At 49.8% G+C, this 21,242-nt stretch carries 17 protein-coding genes and 1 pseudogene; 10 read left to right on the plus strand and 8 right to left on the minus strand.

What is annotated here, in order from left to right:
* Window positions 1-2: 2 nt before the first annotated feature.
* From MJO57_RS27715 to MJO57_RS27730, 4 genes and pseudogenes are all read left to right on the plus strand, one after another.
* Complete coding sequence (locus MJO57_RS27715) at window positions 3-2,903, plus strand: molybdopterin-dependent oxidoreductase Mo/Fe-S-binding subunit (protein WP_252020331.1); 2,901 nt, start codon at window positions 3-5, stop codon at window positions 2,901-2,903.
* A 63-nt stretch (window positions 2,904-2,966) separates the two neighbouring features.
* A complete protein-coding gene (locus tag MJO57_RS27720) occupies window positions 2,967-3,353 on the plus strand; it encodes a hypothetical protein (RefSeq protein ID WP_252020333.1) in 387 nt (128 codons plus the stop codon).
* 257 nt (window positions 3,354-3,610) lie between these two features.
* On the plus strand, window positions 3,611-5,275 hold the full coding sequence (locus tag MJO57_RS27725) for an NAD(P)-binding protein (RefSeq protein ID WP_252020335.1): 1,665 nt from the start codon (window positions 3,611-3,613) through the stop codon (window positions 5,273-5,275).
* Window positions 5,275-5,838: pseudogene (locus tag MJO57_RS27730) on the plus strand (pyruvate:ferredoxin (flavodoxin) oxidoreductase); the annotation flags it as partial. The gene MJO57_RS27725 and the pseudogene MJO57_RS27730, both read left to right, overlap by 1 nt.
* A gap of 11 nt (window positions 5,839-5,849) precedes the next feature.
* On the opposite strand, the gene MJO57_RS27735 reads toward MJO57_RS27730, so the two are convergent.
* Window positions 5,850-6,908 carry a transposase gene (locus tag MJO57_RS27735; protein WP_252017920.1) on the minus strand — a complete coding sequence of 353 codons (1,059 nt, stop codon included), beginning with the start codon at window positions 6,906-6,908 and terminating at the stop codon, window positions 5,850-5,852.
* A gap of 108 nt (window positions 6,909-7,016) precedes the next feature.
* Between MJO57_RS27735 and MJO57_RS27740 the strand changes: the two genes are divergently transcribed.
* Window positions 7,017-7,910 (plus strand): glycoside hydrolase family 105 protein, encoded by an 894-nt coding sequence (locus MJO57_RS27740; RefSeq protein WP_252020339.1) that lies wholly within the window; start codon window positions 7,017-7,019, stop codon window positions 7,908-7,910.
* 177 nt (window positions 7,911-8,087) lie between these two features.
* On the opposite strand, the gene MJO57_RS27745 is transcribed toward MJO57_RS27740, so the two are convergent.
* Both MJO57_RS27745 and MJO57_RS27750 read right to left on the minus strand, forming a co-directional pair.
* Window positions 8,088-8,456 (minus strand): hypothetical protein, encoded by a 369-nt coding sequence (locus MJO57_RS27745; RefSeq protein WP_252020341.1) that lies wholly within the window; start codon window positions 8,454-8,456, stop codon window positions 8,088-8,090.
* Between the two features lie 50 nt (window positions 8,457-8,506).
* A complete protein-coding gene (locus tag MJO57_RS27750; protein ID WP_252026884.1) occupies window positions 8,507-9,541 on the minus strand; it encodes a transposase in 1,035 nt (344 codons plus the stop codon).
* A 131-nt stretch (window positions 9,542-9,672) separates the two neighbouring features.
* Here MJO57_RS27750 and MJO57_RS27755 point away from each other — a divergent pair, with 131 nt between their 5' ends.
* Window positions 9,673-11,187, plus strand: a complete 1,515-nt coding sequence (locus tag MJO57_RS27755; protein ID WP_252017330.1) for an IS66 family transposase — start codon at window positions 9,673-9,675, stop codon at window positions 11,185-11,187.
* Between the two features lie 38 nt (window positions 11,188-11,225).
* On the opposite strand, the gene MJO57_RS27760 is transcribed toward MJO57_RS27755, so the two are convergent.
* A complete protein-coding gene (locus tag MJO57_RS27760; RefSeq protein WP_252020342.1) occupies window positions 11,226-12,158 on the minus strand; it encodes a transposase in 933 nt (310 codons plus the stop codon).
* Between the two features lie 120 nt (window positions 12,159-12,278).
* Here MJO57_RS27760 and MJO57_RS27765 point away from each other — a divergent pair, with 120 nt between their 5' ends.
* On the plus strand, window positions 12,279-12,677 hold the full coding sequence (locus MJO57_RS27765; RefSeq protein ID WP_252020344.1) for a hypothetical protein: 399 nt from the start codon (window positions 12,279-12,281) through the stop codon (window positions 12,675-12,677).
* Here the strand turns inward: MJO57_RS27765 and MJO57_RS27770 are convergent, their stop codons facing one another.
* Both MJO57_RS27770 and MJO57_RS27775 read right to left on the minus strand, forming a co-directional pair.
* Window positions 12,678-13,778: an IS4 family transposase gene (locus MJO57_RS27770; protein WP_252020346.1), complete on the minus strand. Its 1,101-nt coding sequence runs from the start codon at window positions 13,776-13,778 to the stop codon at window positions 12,678-12,680. It lies immediately after the preceding gene.
* Window positions 13,775-14,101, minus strand: coding sequence for a transposase DNA-binding-containing protein (locus MJO57_RS27775; protein ID WP_252020348.1), 327 nt, complete (start codon window positions 14,099-14,101; stop codon window positions 13,775-13,777). The genes MJO57_RS27770 and MJO57_RS27775 overlap by 4 nt, the downstream gene beginning before the upstream one ends.
* A 44-nt stretch (window positions 14,102-14,145) precedes the next feature.
* On the opposite strand from MJO57_RS27775, the gene MJO57_RS27780 reads away from it, so the two are divergent.
* Window positions 14,146-14,598, plus strand: coding sequence for a DUF2264 domain-containing protein (locus MJO57_RS27780; protein WP_252020350.1), 453 nt, complete (start codon window positions 14,146-14,148; stop codon window positions 14,596-14,598).
* Window positions 14,599-14,658: 60 nt separating this feature from the next.
* Here MJO57_RS27780 and ltrA read toward each other — a convergent pair whose 3' ends face one another.
* The gene (gene ltrA, locus MJO57_RS27785; RefSeq protein WP_252017357.1) at window positions 14,659-15,921 is read right to left on the minus strand and encodes a group II intron reverse transcriptase/maturase; all 1,263 of its coding nucleotides are present in this window, start codon (window positions 15,919-15,921) and stop codon (window positions 14,659-14,661) included.
* A gap of 641 nt (window positions 15,922-16,562) precedes the next feature.
* On the opposite strand from ltrA, the gene MJO57_RS27790 reads away from it, so the two are divergent.
* Window positions 16,563-17,840: an IS4 family transposase gene (locus tag MJO57_RS27790; protein ID WP_256491593.1), complete on the plus strand. Its 1,278-nt coding sequence runs from the start codon at window positions 16,563-16,565 to the stop codon at window positions 17,838-17,840.
* Window positions 17,840-18,685 carry a DUF2264 domain-containing protein gene (locus tag MJO57_RS27795; RefSeq protein WP_252020352.1) on the plus strand — a complete coding sequence of 282 codons (846 nt, stop codon included), beginning with the start codon at window positions 17,840-17,842 and terminating at the stop codon, window positions 18,683-18,685. Before MJO57_RS27790 ends, MJO57_RS27795 begins: the two co-directional genes overlap by 1 nt.
* 476 nt (window positions 18,686-19,161) lie before the next feature.
* Here MJO57_RS27795 and MJO57_RS27800 read toward each other — a convergent pair whose 3' ends face one another.
* Complete coding sequence (locus MJO57_RS27800) at window positions 19,162-21,240, minus strand: TonB-dependent hemoglobin/transferrin/lactoferrin family receptor (RefSeq protein ID WP_252020354.1); 2,079 nt, start codon at window positions 21,238-21,240, stop codon at window positions 19,162-19,164.
* Window positions 21,241-21,242: the final 2 nt, after the last annotated feature.

Raw genomic sequence — 21,242 nt, forward strand, 5'->3', positions numbered from 1 at the left:
TCGTGGAAATCGTCTTTACCCTCAATGGCAAGCCCAAAGCGATTCAGGCAGAAGCCGGTGAAAATGTTCAGGTACTGCTGAAGCGTCTGGGCATGCGGGCTGTCCGTAACAGCGACGATGGTTATGGCTTTGCCGGCTCCGATACTATTTTGCTGGATGGCTGTTCCGTCAACGCTTCCCTGTTGATTGCCGCCCAGCTGGATGGCCGGGAAGTGGTGACGCCCGAGTCTCTGAATGAGTATGGCAAGCTCAGCCCGGTGCAGTCAGCGTTGATCGATGCCGGTGTTATTCAGTCCGGCTACAATGATCCGGCGCTGGCACTATTGATTACTGACCTGTTCAAGCGCAGCCCGAACCCCACCAAAGCAGAAATTACCGATGTCATGTCGTCCATCTTCCTGCGTGAGAGTGCTTACCAGCAGGTTTATGATGCCGTTGACATTGCCCGTCAGCGTCTCTTTGATCCTGACTATGTTGCCAATAGTGTGCCTTCTTTTGCCGGAGAGCATCGCCAGGTTGGTAAGCCCGGTGGCAAAGTGGATGCAGCCCGCTCCATCAAGGCTGAGCCCTGCTTTGTTGAGGACTTTGTTGCATCGGATGCCTGTGTCCTGAAGATGCTGCGCAGCCCTCATGCCCACGCTTACATTACCCGCATCGATACCCGTGACGCACAGGCGATGCCCGGTGTCGTTGCCGTATTTGACCATCGCAACTGCCCCGACGTTTATTACACCCCCGGTGGTCAGACCGCACCGGAACCTTCACCACTGGACCGTCGTATGTTTGGCCAGAAGGTCCGGCATTACGGTGACCGTGTTGCTGCGGTGGTTGCCGAAACAGAAGCACAGGCAGAAGCCGCCCTGAAGGCTATCAAGGTTGAGTATGAAGTGCTTAAGCCGGTGCTTTCTATTAAAGAAGCCATGGCGGAAGATGCACCGATTGTTCATAACGGTGTGATCAGCTACAGCGTGGGTGCTCCGGATGACCTGGATGAGCAGAACAGAACGGCTGATCTCCGTGATGGCAGGATTCATTTCAACTTCCCCTTTGGTGGCGATCCCAAAAAGAACATCGCAGCCCGTGGCCACGGTGAAATTGGTGATATCGAGCAGGGCTTTGCGGAAGCGGATGTGATTCTGGAGCGCACCTACCAGTCACGCCAGTCTCAACAACTGCCGCCTGAGCAGCACCTCTGCTACACCTATATGGAAGGTGACCGGATTATTGTCCGTGCCGCTACCCAGGTGCCCTGGCATGTCCGTCGCAAGATTGCCATTGTGCTCGGCCTGAAGCAGCATAAGGTGCATGTGATCAAGGAGCGTCTGGGCGGTGGCTTTGGTTCCAAGCAGGATATTCTGGTGGAAGAGGTCTGCGCCTTTGCCACCCACACTACTGGCCGCCCGGTGCTGTTCCGTCACACCCGTGAAGAGGAGTTTATTGCCACCTCTACACGACACGTGGCTGAAATTGATATCAAGATGGGGGCGAAGAAAGACGGTACCATCACCGCGTTTGATGTGAACTTCCGCTTCAATACCGGCCCTTATGGCAACCATGCCCTGACCGTACCCTGTAATGCACCGGCGATCTCCCTGCCGCTCTACCCATGCCCGAATGTCCGTTTCAAGGTCGATACCTACTATTCCAATATTGTGCCTACCGGTGCGTACCAGGGATATGGCGGTCCAAAGGGTAACTTCGCCGTACAGATGATTGTTGCTGAAATGGCCGATGCCCTGGGCATTGATCATCTGGAGATGATTGAAAAGAACCGGGTAAGGGAGGGTCAGAAGCTGGATCTGCTGGGCAAGGTGGGTGAAGGCAAGCTGCCATCCAAGGTGCCGACTGCCTACAGCTGTGCCCTGGGCCCGATTCTTGAGCAGGGGGCAGCCGGATTTGGCTGGGGAACGCCTAAAGAGGAACCGGAAAATCCACACATCAAGATTGGCCGTGGTGTTGCCACCATGCAACAGAAGTCTGGTATTCCGGATATTGATCAGGCCAATGCCTGGGTCAAGCTGGCGTCTGATGGCACGGTGATTGTGCACTCTGGCGGTGCCGATATCGGTACTGGTCTCGATACCGTGGTTGCCAAGCTGACCGCCGAGGTGCTCTGCACCGAACTGTCTGATATCCATGTGATCTCCGGCGATACGGACCACTGTCTGTTTGATAAAGGCGCTTACGCTTCCAGTGGCACCTGCTTCTCCGGTAATGCCGCCCGTCTGGCCGCTGAAGATCTGCGCGGGAAGATTCTGAAAACGGCCGCCCATCTGCTGGCAGAGCCGGTGGATGAGTTGGTGATGGAATACCCCGGCGTGGTTCAGGGTAAGCAGAAGAGCATCAGCTTTGGTGACATTGCTCACTACGCTGAAAGTGGTACCGGCTGTGGTCAGCTGATGGGGCAGGGCAGCTTTATTACCAGTGAATTTGCCTTCCCCTACGGTGCCAACTTTGCCGAAGTGGCGGTTGATACCCGTACCGGCAAGGTATCCCTGCGCAAGTTCCATGCACTGCTGGATTGCGGCACACCGATCAATCCGGAACTGGCCCTGGGACAGATCTACGGCGCCAGCATGAGAGCGATTGGCCATACCCTGCAGGAAGCCATTCAGTATGACGAGCAGGGTCGTGTATTGAATGCCAACTTTGCCGATTATGGGGCACCAATGGTTGGCGATCTGCCAGAGGACTTTCAGGCATTCCTGGTACCCAGTGATGACCCGGTAGGCCCTTATGGTGCCAAGTCTGTCTCTGAAATCAGTGTGAACGCGGCAGCACCGGCGATTGCATCCGCTATTCATGACGCTACCGGTGTCTGGGTCAGGGACTGGCACATTACACCGGAAAAAATGCTTAACGCATTGAAGAATGAAGAAGCAGGTTCCTGGTCGGAATTATAGGGGAGGGGGTAGCAAGCTATTCTGTCAGGTTCAGATTTATTATTTGGAGCAGTAATGAATAGCTTGTCATCAAGTCACTGTAGTTTGCCTCAGTCTACTGGCGATAGTCAGGCTTCAGATAGTCAGGCTTCAAGAGTAGACGCTTTAAGGGGAAGAGCGTATCCGGGTCGTTGTTCTGATAACAAGGTGCTGCTTATTGAAGCGGGTGCTATCAGAGCTTTCCTGATGTTTAAGAAAAATGAAAATGATATTTATGCACAACCAGTAAAAGCAATATGTGAGTCCCTTAGTTGGCGACAAATAGAAGCATTAGAAAACATAGCCAATGTTTATTTAAACTTTGGTGCAAAATTAGAGAGGGGGAATTCCCTGACCGGAAAAATGGAGTTGTATGTGAACACTGAAGATTATAAACAGTTATTGATTTTCGAAAATATGTTAACCCGATAAATGCCTGATGCATGGCCGCTATTTGTCTGGATACTGTCAATGGCTGTTCGGGTAATCAAATGCAGCAGTTCAAATTATTACTTATCAAAAATAAAGTCGTCTTTGTTCGTTAACTGACACTGACAACCAACCCTGTTTTCTGAATACGGAACTGGCTTGTGGAAATTGATCATGAGGATGAACGGTTCCCATGACACTGATCATGGCGGCACAAACATGATTTGTTATGGTGAGCATTGTTCAAATAAGGAGCTGTTATGAATACCCTGGATATGACCCAACCCCCCGGACGATCTCCGGTACAGGGTACTGGTCCGGTCGCTACCCGCAAGCCGGTTTATCAGAACGCTTTGCCCCCGTGTAATCACACCTGCCCGGCGGGAAATGATATCCAGGGTGCCCTGGCACTGGCCCAGGAAGGGCGCTTTGAAGAAGCCTGGCGCACATTCATGAAGAATAACCCGCTGCCGGCAACCCATGGTCGAATCTGTTATCACCCCTGTGAAGATGGCTGCAGCCGTGTGCAAGTGGACGACGGTGTAAGTATTCATTCCATTGAGCGCTTCCTCGGGGATATGGCCATTGAGCAGAACTGGCACATGCCTGTTCCCGAAAACGAGACCGGGAAAAAAGTCCTGGTCATCGGTGCCGGCCCTTCCGGTTTGACCGCTGCCTACCATCTGCGCCTGCAGGGGCATACCGTTGAGATACGTGAAGCGGCTCCGGTTGCCGGTGGCATGATGCAATTTGGTATCCCGGCTTACCGTTTGCCACGGGACGTGCTGGCAGCGGAGATTGCCCGTATTGAATCCATGGGGATCTCAATCACCCTGAATCACCGGGTAGAAGACCTGATGGCGGAAAAGCAGGAAGGACATTTTGATGCGGTTTACCTGGCCATTGGTGCCCATATTGGCAAGCAGGTTGATATTCCTGCCCGTGATGCCGGCAAGGTGCTGGACGCGGTCAGCTTCCTGCGGGAAACCGGTATGGGTGAAAAACCGGTGCTCGGTCGTCGGGTAGCCGTATACGGCGGTGGTAATACGGCAATGGATGCCGCACGAACGGTGAAAAGAATGGGTGTCGATGAGGCCATGATCATCTATCGTCGCGACCGTGACCATATGCCGGCCCACAGCTTTGAGGCCGATGAAGCGGAAGCCGAAGGCGTCAATATCCACTGGTTGCGCACCATCCAGAATATAGAAGGCAGCGAGTTTAACGTTGAGATCATGGAGATTGGTGATGATGGACGTCCACGTCCCACCGGGCGTTATGAAACGCTGGCGGTGGACTCTCTGATTCTGGCCCTGGGTCAGGATGTGGAGAGAGGCATGCTGGACAGAGTGCCCGGCCTGGAATTTGACCGCTGGGGCTCGCTTACTGTTGGTGAGCATATGATGACCGGCTGCGAAGGTATTTTTGCCGGTGGTGATATGGTGCCTTCTGACCGGACCGCCACCATTGCTGTAGGGCATGGCAAGAAAGCTGCCCGCTGTATGGATAGCTGGCTGACCGGTAACAAAATCAATGACATCGCAGTGCAACACCTGGTGGATTTTGACGGGTTACACCTCTGGTACCGCACCCGGGCTGATCGTCAGCATGAAGATGCCCTCTCTCCAGAACAGCGTAATGATTTCAGTGAAGTGGTTCGTGGTCTCAGTGAGGCGCAGGTTCGTTATGAAGCCAGCCGCTGTTTCTCCTGCGGTAACTGTTTTGAATGTGATGGCTGCTTCGGGGCGTGTCCTGAAGGTGCCATTACCAAACTGGGCAAAGGGGAGGGGTATCAGGTTAACCATGATCTCTGTACCGGTTGCCTGGCCTGCTACCGTCAGTGCCCCTGCCACGCTATCGAGATGCAGACCGTTCAACAGGGTGTCTCATTGCCCGTCATGGCTGCTCAAATGGAGGTACGGTAATGTCTCAGCCAGTGCATGCTAAAGAACAGCCTGTTCGTGTCACCGTCGATGGTAATGAGGCGGCTGCCTACGTTGCTTATCGTACCAACGAAGTCTGCGCCATCTATCCTATTACTCCGTCGTCTAATATGGCGGAGCTGGCAGAGCAGTGGGCTGCCGAAGGCGTCAGAAATATCTGGGGCAGTAAACCCCATGTTGCCCAGATGCAGAGTGAAGCTGGTGCTGCCGGCGCAGTTCACGGTTCACTGCAGACGGGGGCGCTGACCACCACCTTTACCGCCTCCCAGGGACTGATGTTGATGCTGCCCAATATGTATAAGATTGCCGGAGAGTTGACTCCGGCGGTGTTCTACGTGGCAGCGCGCTCACTGGCGACCCAGGGGTTATCCATCTTTGGTGACCATCAGGATGTGATGGCGGCAAGAAGCACTGGTTTTGCCATGCTGGCCGCCAGCTCGGTTCAGGAAGCCCATGACCTGGCCCTGATTGCCCAGGCCGCGACCCTGGAATCCCGTGTACCTTTCATGCACTTCTTTGATGGCTTCCGGACTTCCCATGAGATTAACAACTGAAGTTACGCAGCTAACAGCTCTCTCAGCTGCCCCAACGAAGCTTTCAGCCCTGCCATATAGATTTTGGCTCTGAGCTGAAAGTGATTCAGATTTACTTTCAATGACAATACTTCCAACCTGAAGGCTGAGTAAATTGAAAGAAAGATATGATTACTCTGTGTTCTCACAGTATGCGCCGGTGACTTGGCCATTGACGCATTCGATTTCAGCGTTTTATGGAAGACCTCGACTTTCCACCGTTTCTCGTAGATTGCCTTGAGAGTCTCGGCATCACAGTCAAGATCGCTGCAAACCAGATAGAGAATGCCTGTGCTTCCGTCTTTGTTTTTAAAGACCTGACGGTATAGCAGAACAGGGAAATCGACACCTGCTATCCACCCTTGTACAGGCTTATCTTCTGAAAAATCAACAGTATCTATACGCTGTGAACGGCCTTGTAATTTGTCGTCCAGACTGAGGGATACCTTGCGGTTTGACTTCATCGCCATCAGGAAATGTTTATTACAGTCGTGTCGAATAAACATCATATTGTCGTTTGAGCAAAACCAGCTATCTGCAAGGACATAGCGGAACATAAGCTGGTTATGGCAGCAAATCATCAGCATCTCCCGCATCATTTCATTTTTGGTTTGCTCTGCATATCGTCTTACCTTTTTTGTCTTCAAGTCGGTGTACAGGATGGTTTTCTCGATCAATTTATAGGCGACAGGAATCGACGCATCTCCGGCATGGTAGTGTGCATTGAGCAGATTTATACCTTTCACGGTGCGATTTTTTGTATGATCAAAATGCCAGGTGTTCAGGGCATTCTCTTTGCTGAACTGCTTTTCCTGAATCGTATCGTCAAAGATCAAAACCCCATCACTGCACTCAACCTGTCGCACGACGGGTTTAACGTAAAGCCATAAGTCACGACTGGTAAACTCATTGTTTGAAAGCAATCGGGTGAATTGGTCATGACTGTAGACATTATCCAAAAGCTCTGACACTCCCGTTGCAGTGGTCTTCCCAGACGACGACAACAGGTAGTCAGAATAAAGTTCTATGAGATCATTTTTCATGCCACCAATAATGGCTGATTTTCAGCAAGGTGCGTAACTTGAGTTATTACATCAAGGGCACTGACTGGGAACGTGGTGTCATGTACACCGGTGTTATGGCTACCTGGCGTGCAACCGGACAGCAAGTACCTGGATGCAGCGATCAATTGGGCAAAAGACAACCAGTGGCAAGTCGGCCCTGAAGACCGTTTTGCTGATGACCATACCTGCTGCCAGACCTACCTGGAAATCTATCAGGCTCTGAAAGACGATGCTATGAAAGAGTCTTCCATCGAAGCGTTTGACCTGATGCTTAATGATCCAAAGCCGGGCCGTGAAGACTGGTGGTGGTGTGACTCCCTGTTTATGGCGCCACCGGCGTTTGCCATGCTGACAGAGCTGACCGGTGAACCAAAGTATCTGGATGCCATGAATACCCTGTGGTGGGACAGTGTTGACCACCTGCTGGATCCTGAAACCGGCCTGTTCTACCGGGACAAGCGTTATATCCCTGATGGACAGGGTGGCGAACTGCGCGAAGAGAATGGTGAGAAAGTTTTCTGGGGTCGTGGTAATGGCTGGGTGGTTTCTGCGATCTGTCGTGTACTGGATCACATGCCTGAAGATTTTGCTGACCGTCAGAAGTACATTGATCTGTTTGTGGCACTTTGCGAAGCGGTTGTGAAGCTGCAGGGTGACGATGGCTTCTGGCGTGCCAGTATGCTTGATCCAAAAAGCTTCCCATCACCAGAATCCAGCGCTACCTCGCTGTTTGCCCACGGTATGGCCTGGGGTATCAATAACGGTATCCTGGATCGTGATGCCTATATGCCTGCCCTGGAAAAGGCCTGGGCTGCCCTGAAAACCTGTGTCCACGAAGATGGCATGATGGGTTGGATTCAGCTTCCTGCCTTTACCCGAGAGATACCAGGAAAGAGCACAATATTGATTATGGTGCAGGTACATTCCTGCTGGCAGCAGAAGAGGTTGCCAAACTCTGCGCTTAGTCACTCTTGTGAATGACAGCGGAATGACAGATGAAGGTTAAGGTGGTTCGATCCACCTTAACCTTTTTTACTCGACTTTAGAGTCTGTATAAAACGATAATTCGGTCAGCTTTTTATAGTGAAGCAAGCCGAAATCAGTGAACTGTTTTTCCAAGTTCGTTATTACTTCCGTTTTTTGCCTAAAAGCCTTTAGTTATGCTGCTTCTGAATTATCCGGTATTAACTGGTCGATCAGATCGCGAAAATTGAACTCATATTTTTGCTTATATCTGTTCCAGCCCTTGCGAATAGAGAACCTCGGAATAATTCCTGAAAGAGCAATTTTCATCATGCCTGCAGTGGTTGTATCCGGGCTTCTCCAGGGTATCCGAGAAATATTCAGACATGCCTGATTTTTACAAACGGTTAATAACTGCAATAATGCATAGCCTGCCATTTTCAAATGCATCCATCGAAGCAGTGTTCGCAATTTCTGCTGCCATAAATGGCAACAGCCAAAAGCATGTTTGAGTTGGTGAAACATTGGCTCTACCGGCCATCTCCGGGAATAGGCACGAAGCACCTCCAGTCCCTCAAGTTCCGGATTGGTCGAGATGAATATTCTGCTAGGACTTACGCATTGATGACACCGATAAATTTTGGTAGGAGGTGATCCTTCCCCTTTGCAAAACTCTCAATGAAAGCGCCTATTGTCTCTTTAAACAGCCCCCGTTGGTGCTGATAAATATTCGTAAACTCCTGCTCTATCTGCATTTTCTGGAGATAAACAAAAGCTAAAATTGCAGCAAATATATGGTTTCTGACGGGTCGTTCGCTGCGAACCTGAAAGTGCTCAATATGGCAAACCTGCTTGATCGCCCTGTGAAACTGTTCGATCTGCCAGTGCTGGTCATGGATCTGCTTGAAGTCATTGCGTTCAAAAGGGACTTCCTCTGGCAAGTAAACCACGTAGTGGCGACGCTGGTCTTTTAGCATCGTCCTGAACAACCGGATCTTACCGAAGTCTTTGAGCCATACATCCAGACCATTGTCGGGGATGTCGAGGTGTTGAACCTGCTGCCATTTACCTTTTTCCAGTGATACTGTCCTGTTTTTCTCAACGGCAAACATAAACCCAGTCTGATGGTTTTTAATCGTCTTCAGGTTAGTCGTGCAGCTGTACCAGGAGTCACCGGTAACGAACGCTGGCTTCAGCCCCCATACCAGCACTTCAATCAACATTTCACGGAAGTAGTCGTTTTTTGTCTTGTCTTCCGATTTGTCGTATATCCTGTAATTCACCGGCATATGGCGCCCGGATACGTCGGTGTAATAAAGGGTGATGAGGTTAACTCCCTTAACCACTCGGTGATGTTTACCCGACCAAAAGTGGCCAACCAGTGCCACGGAGTAGCTATAAGGTTTGTCGAGCACGCTGTCATCAACGCTCAGGGTGCCGCCAATAGGGTTTAAACTTTTGACTGCTTCATCGTACATATCTTTGGGCTGATAGTTTTCACGCTTAAGAAAGCGGTTTGCGCTATCGTGAGAAAAGTCGGTAACCTCGGCCAGTCTTGTGCATGTTGATGATTTTGGCTCACTAATCAAAAAGCCAATGTATTTTGCAAGAGTGCATCGTGCAGTGGTCGGTCGAGTGGTAGTTCTCACTTTCATCCCTGAAGACATCTGTTTTTTGGCATTATCAAATTTGTAACTGTTCAGCACCCCCACATAAATCTGGAATTTTCTGATTTTTATACCATCCTCTTAAGCACCATTTTTCCACAATATTCGCCAGCATGATTCCAGAACTACCCGCAACTATGTCGGCTGAGATTCTCTTGAAAGAGAATGCAGAGCTGCGGATGAGAGTTGCCTGTCTGGAAGAGCGATGTCGAGAATTGGAAGAAAAGGTTGGCAAGAACAGTCAAAACAGCAGCAAGCCGCCATCGTCTGATGGTTATCAAAAACCTTGTAAAAACAGTAATTCTCCAGATCATTCTGACGACCTTTCCGCAGATAAAGGTACCGATCCATCGGATGAAAAACCCAATCCTAAAAGTCTGAGACAGTCTTCTGGTAATAAAGCCGGTGGAAAGAAAGGGCATCAGGGCACTTGTCTTAAACAGGTCGATATCCCTGACTATATTGAGTACCTTCCGGTTAAAGAATGCAATAAATGTCAGGCGTCTCTTCTTGATAGTGAGCCGGTCAAATATATTGAACGACAGGTGTTTGAACCAGGGAGACCGGGTGAATTTGAAGTAACGGCCCATAGAGCTGAAGTAAAAATCTGCACTTGTGGTTGTCGGAATCAGGCTGAATTCCCGGAAGGTGTTACCGCTGCCGCACAATATGGCTCAGCCACACAGGCTATGGCCGTCTATCTTAACCAATACCATTTCCTGCCTTTTAAGCGCGTGTCAGAGTATTTTAATACTCTCTATAAAATGAGTGTAAGTGCAGGCACTGTCGCCAATTTTGTGGCCAGAACCTATGAAAATCTGGCTTCTACTGAAGAGGTTATTCGTGACGCCTTGCGGGAATCGTCTGTTGCCGGAGCCGATGAAACGGGTATGCGGGCCGAGGGCTCTTTGCACTGGCTACACGTTATGCGGGATGAACAATGGACGCTCTACTACTTGTCTGAAAAGCGAGGTCGTGAGGCCATGGACACGATGGGCATACTGCTAACATTTGCAGGCGTTCTGGTTCATGATCATTGGAAATCCTATTTTGCATATGCGGCAACTCACGTACTTTGCAATGCCCATCACCTGAGGGAGCTTTTGGGTGTTGTTGATAGGGACAGCAATCAACTGGCGTTGCGATTGATGAAGCTACTGAGGCTTTCCTGGCATTACTGCAAGGGCTTTAAGACCATAGGTATGCTACAGATGCCAAGTGTTGTCTGTGAACGAATCGAGAAGATTTATGACCGGTTGCTTCAGCGGGCTCTAATGAAAGAAGTCGTCTATATGGAGAAGCAACGAGAGGAGCTTAAGCGCAAGAAAGTCAAGAATACTAAAGCTTACAATCTCTTCAAACGACTCACTGAGTTCAAGGCTGAGACACTGCGCTTCATGTCAGATTTTACCATTCCCTTCGATAACAATGGCAGTGAGCGGGATGTTCGAATGGCCAAGTTAAAGCAGAAAATCTCAGGCTGCTTCAGGAGTGCAGACGGTGGTTCTATGTTTGCACGGATTCGCAGCTATTTGTCGTCTGCCAGAAAACAGGGAATGGACATATATCAATCACTTCATAGAGCTGTTCGGAATTACTGTAATATGCCTTTGCTCAGTGCTGAATAGTTACTCAAATTTTAGAGCCTGTTGTCAATGCGTAAGTCCTATCTGCTTTCGGTCAGACCTTTGTCATTTTCAAAGCGACTCCAGACGACGCGTACTTCACGACCTTTAAGGAATCTGGCGCGACAGATCAGGGTACGATAACGTATTTTGCGAAATTTGCCGTACATCCATACTGTTGCTTTTTCTTCCGGCAGTTTCTTAACCTGTTCTGTCGTCATCTTGATGCCGTACTTTTTTGGGCGCCCTCGCTTCTTTACGGTGGGTGCTGGCGGCAAAGCATAGAGGGCCCGATTTGAAGGTATCTGACCAACAACTTCTATGTTCATTTCCAGAGCTGGCTTTATCAGTGTCCAGTTCATATACCAGCAATCGGTTAGCAGGCGTAGCACTCGATCCTTCACTTCATTGCGTACCACCCTGAGCATGGCCACGGCAATTTTCAGTTTGCTGGTGTTACCTGAAGCTGGTGTCGGAAATGAGATCACCGGTATGGCGGTAAATACTTCATCTGCAGCCCGCTCAAATATGATGGCCAGGGAAACCCAACACTGCCCCCAGATGTACGTCGGCCGATTGCGTTTCTTGCTGTGTTGATGATGTGTACGACAAGCAGGGGCTTTGTCGGAAAACCGTTCGATTACCCAGTCATCAAGCCCCAGGACCACAGGTTGATTCTCAGGAGCTTTGGAGCAGACCAGACGGATCAAGTGGCGTGCCAAGTTCTTCCATTGCCACTTGCCCTGAGATAGCCAGTGGTGGTAGCTGCTCCACACACAATGAAAATCAATTGTTAACAACGCCTGTGTAACAAAGCCGTCGGCTGAAAGCATGCAACCGAACAGCAGTTCGCAGAACGTTGGTACTGCAGTTGATGATAGCGCTCCAGCAAGAAAGGTTGTATATGAAGCGAGCTCCCTGAGGATTACTTGATGATCTGAAGTGAGCATGGCAACCATCTCGAATTTCGTCATTGGGGATGGTTGCTTTTAGCAGATTATGCGCCGGAACTATTGTGCTCTTAAAACTCTAAAGTCGAGTATTCATACTGTCTGATTTATTATTCCGCTTTCGTTTTTCCTTCACTTTCTGTCATGACCATTGAAATCAGTGCCAGCCCCCGTCCGGTTATCCCCTGTGAGAACCCCGGTTTTTCCATGCGGTTGCGTATTTTTCGGGAGAATCTCGTTCGGCTTTTGGTCAGAAAACCGGCCTACGACAGAAATGATGCTGAACTGCAGGCGCTGTTTCAGGACCATGGGCAAGCCATTGAAGAACAGTGTGATCTGCTAACCCGGTATATTGCTGAAGCCTTTGACCATTACGCAGTATGGAACTATAGCCACGCCTATTACCCCGGTCGCCCCAGTCAGCAGAGTGCCAGAACAGATGCTCTGGAAGGCACCAGTCGTGTCATTCCTGTGCTGGCCGCCTGGCTGCATTTTTCATTTGAGAAGCAGTCTGAACCCTGTGTCACTCAGCCTGACTCTTGATCACATCTCTCCAGCGCTGAACTGCCGGGCTATCTGCCAGGTTTTTACCCGATCCTGCAATTTCGCCCAGCCTTCCCATACCACTAACCAGCCGGGCTGCCCTGTATGCTTTGAATCACCCCAACCACCAAGCCGAGCAATCGTTTGAAGCAGCCAAGTGACTGTTGGCGGCTTATCGGGCAACGCTTTTTTTTCATAGGTTAGCCAGAGAACCTGCCATTCATCATCACTGACCACCTCATTCGCGAGTGTTTTTTCACTCCAAAGCTTTCTGTCTTTGTGCTGCCTGTCATTCGGTAACATTAATGCTTCACGGATTTGCATTAGTCTGACAGCGACAAACATTAATATGACCGCAAGTCGTTCAATGTTATCCGGAGATTGCAGACGAAGCCTTTCTACTCCTGCTCCCGATTTCCAAGCCTTATGGAACTCTTCTATTCGCCATCGGAGCTCGTAAAATCGAATGATAGAGCGACAGTCTTCGAATGTTTCAATATCTTCAGTTGTCAATAGTACCCAGTGCAAACGGTCTTCGGAGTCATTGCCAATCTCTTCAGCCGACACAATATTCATAGTTACCGGTTCCGGCCTGCCGCCTGGCCTTTGCGGCGCCTGTATTGTCATCTTCTTTCTTTTGACCTGCAGCGTTGCCTTTCGCTTCTTTCTACCTCCTTTTTGAGGAACCACTATCGTATATTTCCCCAACACTTCAGTCTGAGCTAAGGAATCAAATAATAAGAGTTCGCCATCCACCAGGATTCTGTTTTGTGTAGCTCTTACAACAAACCGCTGTCGGTTATCCAGTTTGTAGTGCATATATTCGTATATATCCGCCTCCCGGTCGCAAACACTGATGATGTCAGGCATTTTACCCCCCATCCTTTGTTCTGTGTTTTCAGAGGCTCTTTGCCACTTAAAGCTTTCCTTTCCCTCGTAAGGTAGCTGACGACGTGGTTTTTTTCCCCCGCTGAACGTCCTCTCTAACCCATCGTTCTTGATCAATAAGCCCAATGCTTCGCTCTGTATCCGCATCAACCAAGAAGACAGAGTGGACGTGGAATCCTCTGGTTTTAGAGCCTTCAGGACCTCCAAGATCACAAGCTCGGATCTGACAGCATGTTATAACCCAGGGTTGTTGTATCTTCGAGAGCCAGAAGTAGGCGAGACTGTCTCGCTATTTTGGCAGTTGCCTGAAAGCCTGCCTCAGCTATTGCTTCAGGCTTTACGGCCTCATTCTCAATCAGCCGGTAAGCTCCAGTTACCAGTGCGGTATAACCTTCGCATGAAGATGACAAAGAATTACCGGTATGAGCTGAAAGCTCGGCAGCAACTTTGACAAGTCGTTTTGTACGTCGAGTATCGCCCAAATCAGCACATCCAAAAGTTAGTTCTGACCATGGTTTAGGAGAAAGTGGAAGCATGACCTGTTTTATCAGTGAGAAATGATAGAACAAGGTAGCTATTTGTGATCAAGAGACAGGTCACTCAGCAGGGGGCAATGACAACCCTGAATGGCAGCCAGCTGAAGATTCCAGAGATAGTAAAAGCCGCATTTCTGGCGGGTACTGACCCGGAGCACTTTGGCTATTGGGGCAAGCTGGAAAGTTATGACCAGAAAATCTGCGAAAGTGCTGACCTGGCACTGGCATTGTGGATAAGTAAGAAGTGGGTCTGGAATACCTTTACGGACAATGAGCGTAAGCAGGTTGCGGACTGGTTTCTTCAGGTGAATTCCCTCGCCACTGTGGATAATAACTGGCACCTTTTTCCATTGACGGTTCAGCTGGTATTGAAGTCGTTAACCGGGATTCTTAGGGTAGACATTAAGCTCAAAAAAGGTTCGTTTCCGGCGGCAGAACCCACCTTGAACAGCCACAATAAAGCTTCGAAACCATTATCAATGGCTGAAATCGGGTAAGGGCCGGTCTTTCTCCAGCCCTCCCCACAGCACCCGGCATGCGGGTCCGCACCGGGCGGTTCAACGATGATGGTGAAACCTGATCCATAAGTCTTTCAATGAAACAAGCCCAATTTTCGCGAGGTAACTGTTATTCAGTGCCTGTTGTACCGCATAGGTTTTACTCAGACGGTAATACCCTTTGCTGCTGGCTGCGATCTTGGCGGCGTTAATTTTATCAACGCCTAACCTGACCAGATTCTTAAAACGGGTTTTCGGCTTGCGCCATTGCTTCAGAAAGCAGCAACGGATTCGCCGACGTATCCATTGATCCAGCAGGGGAATTGGTCGGTGATATTCCGATAACCGGAAATACCCCATCCAACCCCGGATATATTGTGCCAATTTGCGTAACCGATGTTGCATTGAGACACCCCAGCGACGACTGGTCAACTTGAGTATCCGGTATTTGAATCGGTCCAGACACTTCTGGGCCCAGCGAACTTTCTTCCCTGTGAAGGTGAAACTCAGGAATTCGCTTTCTGTTGCTTTCACAACTTTACTTTTCCGGGAGTTAATCTTCAGTTTCAATTTGCGTTCAATGAATTGGGTAATGCTGTGCATCACCCGATCCCCTGCACGCTGACTTTTGACGAGAATCACAAAATCATCACAGTATCTTGCAAAGCAATGACCCCGATATTCAAGCTCCTTGTCGAGTTCGTCGAGGACCACATTAGACAGCAAGGGTGATAAAGGCCCACCCTGTGGCATGCCAACCCTGGTCGGGTAGACATTGCCCTCAATCATGACACCGGAGCGCAGGTAGCTACCAATCAGTTTCAGAAGGCGTTTGTCGCGGACCTTACGGGAGACCCTCGACATCAAAACGTCGTGATTAACCGTATCAAAGAATTTACTCAGATCAACGTCAACAGCGTAATGAAGCCCCCGGTTGATCAACTGCTTAACCTGACGGACTCCGTCGTGTGCTGACCGTCCCGGTCGGTAGCCGAAGCTGTTTGGAGAGAAACCCGGATCAAAGACAGGGGTCAGCACCTGCACAATGGCCTGCTGTATGACCCTATCCATCACGGTAGGGATTCCCAGCAAACGCTCACCGCCGTCCGGCTTTTCTATAACATGTCGGCGCACGGGTGATGGCTGGTAGGTTCCGTCCAATAAGGCTTGACGCACTGAAGGCCAATGCTGTTTGGCAAAGTCTGGATAAGCTTCAATAGTGACTCCATCAATACCCGGAGCACCCTTGTTGCTTTTGACCTGTTTCCATGCACTTGCCAGATTAGCCGGTTCAAGTACGCAATTTAGTAGATCATGGTTCAAAGCTGGTTAAAGATTCTGTCGCCAAGTACGGTGAGTCGCCGGACGGCTGCATCGCCTTGAGGGAATCAGTCTCCTCTTTGTCGTCGATGTTCGGCCCTTCGCTAACGACTTCCCATCCGTTAATGGCTTCTGTCGTACAGCTACTATGGCCTCTGCTGACTTCTGTCCAATCACCACGCGGAGTTACCTCTGCTGGCGCTATTGGTTGCCATCGGGTTTGCTCGAACAGGATGATGAGACCTGTTCGCCGAGCCTGTTGTAACCAGTGGCTGAGAACTGGGAATTACCAATCGCATGTTGAACAGATCTCCCCGGATAAGGACATGAACTTTCAGTGCACAACCGCCGCATTTACCGTGTCTCACGAACCATAGGGCTTTGTGATCCTTGGCTCACTCGCCCAGAGACTCAGCCTTATATGCGATTTCTGTACGTCGGCTCGCACCTTTGCACTCAGACTGCCTCCGCACAGCCCCTCGCGGGACTGCACTTGCCTTAAGCTAGTGGTTGTCATCAGCAGGCGTCTTTACCGCCAGTCAGATGTAGGTTCTCCCACAGGGGACTTTCACCCCATCAGTTCATGCCCATGCCGGGCGTACCAAGATGAGTACTGCAAATAGTAGATTAGTTGAAAAAAACTGTTGACCTGTTTCGACCGGTCAGAACTCCTAAGTATGGCGGAACAGCTTGGTTTTACTATACGACAGCGAGATATCCGTCCTTTGGATTTTATCCTCTCACTGATCGATGCCCTCGCTGGTGATGGAAACTGCGATACCCAGGCGGATCTACACCGTAAATTTAACGAGTTGACGGGGCTGAATGTCTCTTATCGTTCTTGGGCAAATCAAGCTAAAAAGGACGCGCTGCCTACTCTTATCCTGTGGCTATGGGTGCAGTGTCTGGAAATATTTTCCCGCAAAGTCATGGCGTTTGATGAAGACAGTCCATTTTCAGAGTTTGAGCACATTCTGATTCAGGACGGTTCGTCACAAGCTGTCTATGATGCCCTGAAAGAAGCATTTCCCGGCAGGTTCTCAACGGTCAGTCCTGCTGCCGTCGAGCTTCATACGACAATGGATCTTCTCACCAACAACCTGGTGCGGGTGCAGCTGACTGAAGATACCCGTTCAGAAAGAGACTGTCTGCCACCACTGCCAACATCCATGGCCTATATCCTGATGCTAATGGATGCCGGTTATTTTGAGCTGGAACTCTTTGCCGCTATTGATGACAGGGAGGGTTCTTTTATCTGCAAGGCACCTCAGAGTATCAACCCGACGATACTCAGCGCGGTACGGGAGGATGGCAAGAATCTCAATCGCTACAAAGGACAAAAACTGAAGGATGTACTGTCTGGCTTCCCCAAAGACCAGTGCCTCGACCTGGATGTAGAATGGCCGGGATTCAAAGCCTGGCCATTCCGCTTGGTTGTCCGCTGGAATGACAAAAAACAGAAGTGGGTTTTCGTTGTGACCAACCTGAACCGGGTGGAGTTCACCTTGAGTGATGTGCTCCAGGCCTATCGTCTACGGTGGCAGATAGAGCTGATTTTCAAAGAGATCAAATCCTATTCAGGGTGGCATCGTTTTAACACCAAATCAGCGACACTGGTGTTTAGCCTGATTCTGATGTCCTTTGTGGTTGTGACGTTGAAAAGGTACCTTGCCCATGCTGCACAGGCGAACCTCTGTGAAAGTGGGAGCATTGAGGAAATCTCGACGCACAAGGTGATGAAAAGTGGGACTCACCTGTTTGGTAATGTGATTTCATCGTTGATAAATGCAGGAAAGTCATTGGTCTCATGCATTAAAAAGCTACTGGACTTCTGGGGAAATAATGCGAAACGAGAACACCCTGCACGGGATGGTTGTTCAGGGCGTACAAGATTAGGCTTCTGTGCAGTGGGTGGAGCTTAATGTCTACCTTAAGAACCGGGATTGACCATGTTGATCACAAAAAGTATCGGCGAGTTAAAGAGTTTTACGTGGGAGCCGGCTGGTTTCGTGATGGTGCCAGGGGCAATTACGATTACTACAATGCCTGGGGCTTTCACTATTCACTCTATTGGTTAGATCAGATAGACCCTGACTTCGACCGTCATTTTATCCACACCTCTATGTCAGCGTTTGTATCTACCTACCGTCATCTTTTAACCCCTGAAGGTATTGCCTTTTTTGGGCGCAGTGCCTGCTATCGCCTGGCCGTCTCGGCACCGTTGCTGGCCTTTGTGGATATGAAAAGAGAGATAGCAAACGATCGGGAAACAGGGGCAATAACGGCGGGAGCCGCTCAGCGTTCACTGGCGACCAGCCTGAGGTATTTTATTGGCAATGGCGCCATCCGCTACGGCGCGCCAACCCAGGGGCTTTTCTCAGAAGACAGTCGTCTTGTGGATAATTACAGTGGGCCTGCCAGCAGTTTCTGGTCCATGCGGGCGCTGGTGATTGCGCTCTACGCTGGCCATCGTTCTGGCTTGTGGGAGGCCAAACCTGAGCCTTTACCCGTTGAGGTCAGTGACTTTCAGTTTGAGATTCCGGCAATAGACGCAAAAGTGATTGGCGTAAAGCAAACCGGGGAAGTGACAGTGATCTTTACCAGTGATTACACGCAGGAGCAGTCACCAAAGACCAGAAGGCTGGAAACACAGTCACTGACGGATTGTCTGCTGGAGAAAGTCACAGGGCGGGCTGAACGCCCTAAAAATAACCTCCTTCGCAAAGGCATTACCAGCTATAGCTCAAAGATGGCGCATTTTTTCTAGTGCAGTAAAGCGTTAATACCCATTACCCATACAGCCAGATCCCTCGTTCCCACGCTCCGGAGGGTGTCGCAAAACCCTCGTTCCGACACTTTTAGGCCCTGTGGGTCCCGCGCAGGAATGCATACAGATCTGGCAGCAGGAGAAAGAGCCACTGCCTGGTAGGGTTTTCGGTGGCTCCATGCGAGTATGGTATTTGTGGCAGGATCGGTATGCATTCCCACGCGGAGCATGGGAACGAGATGTCCAGAGTGTCTGCAGGGTTTTGCGACACCCTCTCCGCGTGGGAATGCATACGGATCTGGCAGCATGAGAAAGAACCACTGCCTGGTAGGGTTTTCGGGGGCTCCATACGAGTATGGTATTTGTGGCGGGATCGGTATGCATTCCCACGCAGAGCGTGGGAACGAGATGTCCGGAGTGTCCGCAGGGTTTTGCGACAACCTCGGGACCGTGGGAACGAGGTGCTTGGCCAGAGGTTAGAACATGTATCGAAGGTCCAGACGATAACTGCGACCTGGCTGGTACAGTTCCTGCCAGGCAACACGATAGTATTTATCGGTAGCATTCTTAATGGTGAAGTCTGCTTTCAGACCTTTCAAGCTTCCGGCTGCTGGCTCATAGCTCGCATAAAAATCCACCAGGTCATAGCCTTCATACTGGTCAACGGTATTGTCCGGATCGACCCTGTTCTGGTCATTCACATGGGTGAATCGAGTCCCGACTTTTACATCGCCATGAAAAGCCAGGTAGGCCAGATCGGCGACGACTTTATCCGCCGGAATATTACCCAGTGCCTCTCCTGACTGCTTATCCTCTCCCCGGGTCTGGCCATAAGAGAGCCCTGCCTCAATATTTTGAATGCGATACTCCCCTGCTATTTCAAAACCTTTAAGTTCAGCTTCTTCCACGTTTTCCCAGCTGGTTTTTGTTGGAGGTCCGAAGCCGCCAAAAGCAGGATCATAAGTGAACTGATTAATGAAATTATCGACGTCATTTTTAAAAATGTTGGCATTCAGTCTAAGCTCATCGTCACCCAATAGATTGGAAAACTCCATTCGGGCAGATATTTCTTTGTTCTCTGCTTCCTCTGGTTTTAAATCAGGGTTCGGTACAAACACATTCTTGATAGGCCCCATAGCAAAGTGAGTACCGGTAGAAAACATCTCTTCCATACCCGGTGCACGGAATGCCTCATTATAACTGGCAGTCAATGTTAACCAGTCAGTGGTCGTCCAGATAATACCCAGAGAAGGTGACAACGCCTGATCGGTCTGTTTCTTGTTAATAACATCCGAATCCGCGCGATTATCCTCAGCACTGAAGTGATCATAGCGAAGCCCGCCCTGAAGTTCCCAGGACTGACTCAGGGGAAAACTGCCTTGAACAAATGCCCCCATAGTTTCCGACTGCCCATCCAGCCCTTCCGGACGGGTGTCTGATGCCTGGCCGGTGGTATCACGCTCAGTGGTAATCGTATTTTGGTAAACATCCAGACCATAGGTCAGTTCGAGGGCATCAACAATAGAGATATTTGTCAGGGCAAGACCATTGGTTTTATAACGGGTATCGTCTTTCTGCCCTTTGGTTACCCGGTCTTCTTCATAATGTGTGTCATTACGGAAAATCTGCAGCTTACTATTGATCCAATCCCTGTCAGGGTTATATAGCCAGGCTGCGGAAAGATTGGTATTTTTTGAATCTCTCTCAACCGGAAGAATAGAGGTGTCGTTCACCATTGAGGTTGGGTTACTGGGCACCAAACCATTATAAAGGGCATGTTGAGCTTTAAACTCAAGGCGACTATCGCCATTAATGTTCCAGCCCAGTTTGGCCATACCTCCCTGCTCTCTGGATCCGGAGTCTTCCAGGTCCTGGCCATTACCCAGTTCATAGTTTTCACCATCGTTATAGTAACCATTCAGTAACCAGTCAATATCGCCCTGCATCCCATACACCGCACCACTGGTTAATAAACGGCTGTTATTACTGTGGTAACCCTGAGAAACATAACCACCAAGATGTTTACCTTCCTCTAAAAGATCCTGTGCACTTTTGGTGTTCTGAACAACAACGCCACCAATAGCCCCTGAGCCCCACAGACTGCTTGACGGACCTTTAACAACTTCAACTGATTTCAGTAATTCAGGGTCAGTAAAGTAGGTTCCCCGATGACCGTTTGAGAAATTCTGTCGTGCACCATCCATAACCTGAAGCACACGTGTTCCCTCTAAACCACGAATATTAACCCCTTGTGCGCTGCCTCTTGGGCCACCGGAAACGGATACATTGGGCAGAGATTCCATTAATTCTGGTACTGATGAAGCCTGTTGCTGTTCAATTTCTGCCAGATCAATCACATCGATGTTCTGAACCACATCAGCATGATCTTTCTTCGCCCTGGTGGCAGTAACAGTTACCTGCTGCAATAAAACGGGTTTCGATTGAGCTTTATTTTCTTTCTCAGCAACTGTTTCAGCAAAAACAACCGGAGTTGCAGCAAGAGAAACGGTAGCGGCCATCACCGCCAGAGCCAGCGTGTTTTTCGGGAACGTCATTG

The sequence above is a fragment of the Endozoicomonas sp. SCSIO W0465 genome (assembly GCF_023716865.1).
Lineage (GTDB): Bacteria > Pseudomonadota > Gammaproteobacteria > Pseudomonadales > Endozoicomonadaceae > Endozoicomonas.

Bases quoted from the DNA above. Each gene is read 5' to 3' on its own strand.
- MJO57_RS27725 (WP_252020335.1), top strand. From the start codon at position 3,611: ATGAATACCCTGGATATGACCCAACCCCCCGGACGATCTCCGGTACAG.
- MJO57_RS27735 (WP_252017920.1), bottom strand. From the start codon at position 6,908: ATGAAAAATGATCTCATAGAACTTTATTCTGACTACCTGTTGTCGTCG.
- MJO57_RS27755 (WP_252017330.1), top strand. From the start codon at position 9,673: ATGATTCCAGAACTACCCGCAACTATGTCGGCTGAGATTCTCTTGAAA.
- MJO57_RS27760 (WP_252020342.1), bottom strand. From the start codon at position 12,158: ATGACGAAATTCGAGATGGTTGCCATGCTCACTTCAGATCATCAAGTA.
- MJO57_RS27765 (WP_252020344.1), top strand. From the start codon at position 12,279: ATGACCATTGAAATCAGTGCCAGCCCCCGTCCGGTTATCCCCTGTGAG.
- MJO57_RS27775 (WP_252020348.1), bottom strand. From the start codon at position 14,101: ATGCTTCCACTTTCTCCTAAACCATGGTCAGAACTAACTTTTGGATGT.
- MJO57_RS27795 (WP_252020352.1), top strand. From the start codon at position 17,840: ATGTCTACCTTAAGAACCGGGATTGACCATGTTGATCACAAAAAGTAT.
- MJO57_RS27800 (WP_252020354.1), bottom strand. From the start codon at position 21,240: ATGACGTTCCCGAAAAACACGCTGGCTCTGGCGGTGATGGCCGCTACC.